This window comes from Acinetobacter sp. LCT-H3, from assembly GCF_001866125.1.
Classification (GTDB): Bacteria; Pseudomonadota; Gammaproteobacteria; order Pseudomonadales; family Moraxellaceae; genus Acinetobacter; species Acinetobacter schindleri.
This window is the reverse complement of sequence record NZ_MODX01000004.1, coordinates 132,611-139,123: the sequence shown is the minus strand read 5'-3', so window position 1 is coordinate 139,123 and position 6,513 is coordinate 132,611. Positions and strand designations below refer to the sequence as shown.

Below are 6,513 nucleotides of genomic sequence, written 5' to 3'. Positions count from 1 at the left end.
ACAAACCCGGTACGGTTCATTCACCTGCTTAAAGTGATCAATATCAATAATCATCAAACACGTCTGACTAAACTGTGAAGGATGTGATTCCAGAAAACGAGTGTATTCCTCCAAGGCGAACCGATTCGCCAGTCCGGTTAAAGGATCGGAATGAGCAATATTTTTAAGCCTGAATTCTAAGGCATCACGTTGCTGCAACATCTGTTGCAACCTTTGAATGGCAGTAAATAAGGATTCAGATTTAGTATGGGCATTCGATGATAAAGCTTTGGTATCACCATTTTCCGAAAGCGTAAACAGAATTTGACGCGCTTCTATCAGCGGCTGAAATACACTTTTACGTGCAAAAATCATCGTTGCAATTGCTGCTCCTAAAGACACAAATGAAAGTAAAACTGTCCAGAGCAATTGCTGCAAATGAGAAGATTTTTCCCGCTCTGCAACCTGATTGCTGTACTCAAGTAAATAGCTTTGCAGGTCAACAACGGTAGCAAATTTATCAACCATCGCATTGGTGAGTTCTGTTCCTGTCAAATGATAAGGAACCTGCTGAATGCTCTCTTCCACCAGACTTGAAACGATCGGTAAGCCTTTTTGGATAAAGACCGTATCGACAGCATTATGCAACCGGTTGAATTCTTCAGTCTTGTCCTCTTCCGGCTGCAATGTGCCGATTAAATCCCAAAGATAATGGATCCGATATTGGACTTGCATAGCACGGGTTAGGTTTGCCGCAGGAATCGGTTGGTCGAAAGTCACATAAGCCATGATTGTAGAGGCGGCACGCCCTGCCTGATCCCTCAAGTCAGATAAAAATAAAATCTGAGAAATAAAATTATTTTGTGAGGTAGAGGTGGTATTAGAAGCAGTTACTACTCCTTTTAGGATAGTGCGACAACTGTCCCAGGCCTTAAACATTGCAGCAATCGCTTGATCAAGTGCTTGAGCATTACGGTGGTCCCAAGGAATTTTTGCATAGTTATCGATGTGTAAACGTCCCTGCTCCAGACTTGGTCGAACCGTACTTTCCAAACGTTGACTTAAATGCGGGAAGCCCACTTGCTGTAATATTTTTGCTGTATGCTCGAACTGCTGATCTACTTCTTTACGGTAAATTTCGAGTTCTTGTTGTCGTTGGTGAATCTCTTCAGGCGTACTGGAAAGGACTTTATTGGCAGGGGCTCTTTCCTTGGAAATCTTATTGGCCAGAATGGCAACTTCTTGCAGGGCATGTAATTCGTCAGAAGTACGCACAGCCTTAAGGTAACTTTGAGTGCTATTCACAATGAGAGGAATGCAAATGAACAGCAGACATAAAATAATGACAGACATTGCGCAATAAAGATGTTTACTGATTTGTTCAGAGCGCAGAGTATTCATTGTCTTAGCGTACGCCCTCAGAGTAATAATTAATAAAGTATTTGATTTATCTTAATTATTATACAAAAAATCCATTTCTTCAGAAAGAAAAAATTCTTTATATTAAATGCTTTTATATAACTTTACTGAACTCAAAAGTCATATAGATCTTAATTTATGTTCTTATATTTAAAGTAAAAATTTTTAATTTCAGCAAATAACCAGCAGATGTATCAAATAATTTCAAAAAAAATTGAAATTCGTATTGTTTACTGTTTACACATGCAACAATTAAGTGCATAATGCACCGCATTAGGGCGAATTAAATTTTTCCTCAGCAGATATTTTAATTTACCCGCAAATTTTGGCCAAAAAACCCCAATTTTCATTGAAAATTGGGGTTTTTTTATCTATTTCATTTTTTATATAATATCTTAACAAAGATAATGCACCATTATGGTGCTTTCATTTCTTTTAAAATATACCTTGATTTGTTTAATATTTATACTTATTGATTGGTCTTTATCCCCTCACTCATCTCTACTTAAGTTTCAGACAAAAAAAAGCCCAACCTTGGGGAAAGCTGGGCCGATAAAACACAAAATTCGTGGAGAATCAGGTCAAATAAAGAATTTAAGTAAATACATCATCTAACTTGATGAATTAATTATCGTAACTTTCATGTAGAATGTAAAGCATATTAAATTAGTTGGATTTGATATTGGTCTGTTTTTTACACAAAATTAGATTTACTTTAAATAAAAAATAAAGTTAATGAATTAGAAAAGAATTATTGAATCAATTAAATAAGTGATCTAGGCATTCTTAATCATTTACATGAAGAGGTTTAACTCTGTAGAATTGGTTTTTCCCATCCTTATAAACATTTAAATTAAATTAAACAATAACCACCTATTATAAATGTGAATTTTCACGTGTTTTATATTATTTCTTTTTATTTAAGTAATTATTTGTTCTATCAGTATTTTTTTTAGGACTAAGCAGTTGAATAATAAATTCACAATCTTTACAAAAATATAACAATTATAAAATTCATATTTATATGATTTTAAAAGGTTTATTGACTTAATAAATTGTTACAATACAATTACCCCTGTTTTACCTCCCTTTTGAAAAACGGTAATAATCATGAAAAAACTAGGTTTAGCCACTGCTTTATTATTAGCGATGACCGGTGCTCAAGCGTATCAATTTGAAGTTCAAGGCCAGTCAGAGTACATCGACAATACTGTAAATGACAAAGACTTCACTGGTGCTGTTCAAGGTACTTACTATCTCAAGGACGTTGATGCTTCTAAAGGTCCTTTAGCTGAAGCAGCATTCCTAAACCAAGCTTCTAGCGTGTCTTTAGCTTATACATACGGTGAATACGATGTAGCGGCAGATACTCGAGTTTCTGAAGAAGGCGTAAACCAAACTTCTCATACTTTCGGTGCGAAAGGTGAAGCCTACATTCCAACCAAACTTGTTCCAGCATATGCAAGCGCTTCTTATAGCCATACTATTACTGACGGTAAAGATGGTCAAAAGAATGACAATGGCGATCGTTATGCATTAGAAGTGGGTGTATTACCTATTTCTAACTTCTTGGTTGCAGTAGGTTATACAAGTGTTGCTGACCAGATTTCTTACGATGCTTTCAACATGTTTAACAACGGTGTTGCCAAAGCTGCTCTTGAGTCATCAACTATTGCCGAAGATCAAGATGCAATTACTGCACGTACTAAATACGTAGGTGCAATCGATGGTACAAATATGTCGATCGGTTTTGAATCTGGTTTAGTTTACGGTGAAGACACTGCTTATAACCTAGGTACAACGCTTTACCTCAACCCTAAACTAAGTGTTGGCGTTTCTTATATGGAATCTAGCTATGCAGGTTCTCCAGATAAAGCTTTAGGTGCGAACGTAAACTACTTCGTTACTCCAGCAGTATCTGTAGGTGCTAGCTATGTTAATGCTAACTACGAAACTAAAAATGCTAATCTGGATCAAGATGTTGCAACAGATACCCAAACTGTGGGCTTGAATGCTAAATTCCGTTTCTAATTTCTGATTAGATTCTGAATACAGAAAAAGGACACTTTATGTGTCCTTTTTTTCTTGCTCTGGTTTTCTATGCGGTAAATGAGAAATATATTGTAATCCCACCAGTCGAGAGACAATCAGTGCCAGATACATTACGCCAAAGAACATCTGGATCATGGCGAGCATTCTGGCAAATGGACTCACTGGCATGGTATCCGCCAATCCTGTCGCGGACTGCACACTAAAACTCAAGAACAACAAATCTAACCAGGGCTGATAAGCTTGTAGATCTGGATCAGCAAAACTATAGGGAACCAATAACTGACAGATACTATAAAGAAAAGCGAAACCCCAAGCCATCAAAGTAAAGGCTGCGCCTGCCGCAAATAATTCATCTTTGGTCAGGTAACGGTCATGAAACATATAACGCAATAAACCATAGGATGCACTAAAATAAGCACATGCTTCAAAGGCATGGGCGGTAATTAAGACCCAGACTTGTTTCATCCCAAATAAAACCAATGATGAAAAAAACAGCGCACCAACAACGAAACTTAATCCCAATAAGGTAAATACGGGAGTTTGACGAATGACCCGGGCGATCACCAGTAAAACCAATACGCCTAGTACCCAAGTTGCAGCCCGATAAGGTGCGTATTCATAGCTCAGTACTGACAGGATCAGAATGATGAATTGCAGACAAAGCAGCCATGCAGAAGGCAGGCGCTTAAAGGTCGTCCAGCACATTAACAAAGCTTGCTTCATCTAATCCTTCTTCTTCATGACACTACAATCTGCAGTTTTATTATTATCTGCTCAAACTTAACATGTAATCATGTCATATGCAGAGCAGTGCTTTGTATCAAAATGATGTATTCATTTAAAAATATAAGCAGTTAAATCACATCTAATTTTTTAGTTTATTCATATAGATTTTTACTTCATCCTTTTAGGAGCTAATCATCTATATTTTTATTAAAGAATAAATGAAATTTTTATTATTTATAAATAAGTTAAGGGTTTATATCCTTGTTAAATTTTAAGATAATCCGAATAAAAAAGGACACAATATGCATCCTTTTTTATTCGGTTTATTAGGTTAATCAAGCGATAGCACCACTTAGCGCACCCTGCTCAAGAAGTGTAGATGCCGTTCATACTGATCCAAAATATCCTGCAAAAGATCTTCCCGGGTCCATTCCATCACATCATAGTTTTGCCCACCTTCATTGAGGAAGACTTCAGCCTGAAAATATTGTCCTGCATCTTCATCCTGAGATGGCATAAAACTTGGCGGTAAGATCTGGCGTGCAACCACTGCATAAACGAAATTCGCTTCATCCTGATGATCTACTCGTAAGCAAAGTCCCTGCTCTATTTCATCAATGATGACGGCATGGTGACGGCGTTGAAACTCTTTCTGAATACTTAAAAATGCCTGTCTGACTTCCGACTGGATATACGCTGTCACTTCCTGTTCATTATGAGCATAATGCATGATAAGTCCCAAACGTTGCTGCCAGCTACGCGGATTATGAATTGCTCGTGGTGTAATTCGGGCTTCTTGTAATGCATGCATTTTGGTGACTTCCAGCCGCAGTGCTTTGATCAGCCCCCAACTAATCACCAACATGATCAAGGTAAAAGGCAAAGCACTCAACATGGTGGCAGATTGCAGTGCAGCCAGGCCACCTGCATATAACAGCACAATTGCCAGTAAAGCCATGATCACTGTCCAGAACAGACGCTGCCAAGTTGGAGACTGATCAGATTTCGCAGTCAGATAATCAGTAACCAGTGCACCAGAGTCAGCCGAAGTGACGAAAAATAACATTACCAAGAATGTGGCGACTACACTCATCACTGCCGAGAAAGGCAACCCCTGCAGAAATTCAAACAGTGCCACAGATGAGTCACGCTGTACTGCCTGCATCAGGTTAATATTCGCTTCATGCAAAATGCTGTAAAGCGCAGCATTGCCCATAAAGCCCATCCAGATCAGGGTAAAGCCGGTTGGAATCAGTAAAACACCCACGATAAATTCGCGAACGGTTCGACCTCGAGATACCCGGGCAATGAACATCCCGACAAATGGTGACCAGGAAATCCACCAGGCCCAGTACATAATGGTCCATCCGCCAATCCAGCCATTAGGCTGATAGGCATACAGATTAAAGGTCATACTGAATAGACCAGACACATACTGTCCGACGTTTTGAATAGTCGTTTGCAGCAGATAAATAGTCGGTCCTGCCAGAAAGACAAAAAGTAATAGTCCCAAAGCCAAAACCAGATTCAGTTCGGATAGGCGCTTAATCCCTTTATCCAGACCAAAAAATACCGAGAGTGAAGCCATCGCACTGACAATAATAATCAGGATGACTTGTACTCCAGTACTTTGCTCAATGCCAAACAGATAGTTCAGACCAGAATTGATCTGTGTTACTCCGAAACCCAAAGTGGTGGCGACACCAAATACGGTTCCAATCGTTGCGAAGATATCGACACCATCCCCGATCGGGCCGTAAATTCGCTTGCCAATTAAAGGATAAAGTGCAGATCGTATTTTCAAGGGCAGCTGATGCCGATAGGCAAAATAAGCCAAGGATAATCCGACCAGTGTATAGATCGCCCAGGCATGGAGTCCCCAGTGAAAGAAGGTCACACGCATGGCCTGCTGTGCCGCCTGAATAGTTTCAGGTTCACCCGATGGCGGAGTGACATAGTGCATTACCGGTTCAGCAACACCGAAGAACATCAGCCCAATGCCCATGCCAGCCGTGAACAGCATGGCAAACCAGGAGGCATTGTTATAATCCGGCGTGCTATGGTCCGGACCAAGCTTAATCTTGCCCATGTCCGATAATGCAACAAAAATCAGCAGAATCAGAAAAATTGCAACAGAGAGTACATAGAACCAGCTAAAAGAGGTCGTCACCCACTGGTTCAGTTGCTGCGTCATCAGTTCAAACGAATTAGGTGCCAGGACCACCATTAAAAGAAATAGTCCAATGATGATGACAGTTGTTAAAAACACACGAGGATTCACATTGGAATACCAGGATGTGGTTCTGGAAGACATATCCACTCCATTTTTGCTTTTTA

General features: G+C 39.4%; 4 protein-coding genes. 1 reads left to right on the top strand and 3 read right to left on the bottom strand.

The genetic code is table 11. The annotated features are described in order from the left end of the window. A partial coding sequence (locus BK820_RS04055; protein ID WP_071320182.1) for a GGDEF domain-containing protein occupies positions 1 to 1,380 on the bottom strand: 1,380 nt, incomplete at its 3' end. A 1,128-nt stretch (positions 1,381 to 2,508) separates the two neighbouring features. On the opposite strand from BK820_RS04055, the gene omp33-36 reads away from it, so the two are divergent. After that, complete coding sequence (gene omp33-36 / locus BK820_RS04050) at positions 2,509 to 3,429, top strand: porin Omp33-36 (RefSeq protein WP_071320181.1); 921 nt, start codon at positions 2,509 to 2,511, stop codon at positions 3,427 to 3,429. A 36-nt stretch (positions 3,430 to 3,465) separates the two neighbouring features. On the opposite strand, the gene BK820_RS04045 is transcribed toward omp33-36, so the two are convergent. Beyond that, positions 3,466 to 4,173, bottom strand: coding sequence for an ion channel (locus BK820_RS04045; protein WP_071320180.1), 708 nt, complete (start codon positions 4,171 to 4,173; stop codon positions 3,466 to 3,468). Positions 4,174 to 4,528: 355 nt separating this feature from the next. Next, positions 4,529 to 6,490: a glycine betaine transporter gene (locus tag BK820_RS04040; protein WP_071320179.1), complete on the bottom strand. Its 1,962-nt coding sequence runs from the start codon at positions 6,488 to 6,490 to the stop codon at positions 4,529 to 4,531. Positions 6,491 to 6,513 lie beyond the last annotated feature (23 nt).

What these genes read in the sequence shown, in the direction of transcription:
- omp33-36 (WP_071320181.1), top strand. Translation starts at nt 2,509, where the DNA reads ATGAAAAAACTAGGTTTAGCCACTGCTTTATTATTAGCGATGACCGGT.
- BK820_RS04045 (WP_071320180.1), bottom strand. Translation starts at nt 4,173, where the DNA reads ATGAAGCAAGCTTTGTTAATGTGCTGGACGACCTTTAAGCGCCTGCCT.
- BK820_RS04040 (WP_071320179.1), bottom strand. Translation starts at nt 6,490, where the DNA reads ATGTCTTCCAGAACCACATCCTGGTATTCCAATGTGAATCCTCGTGTG.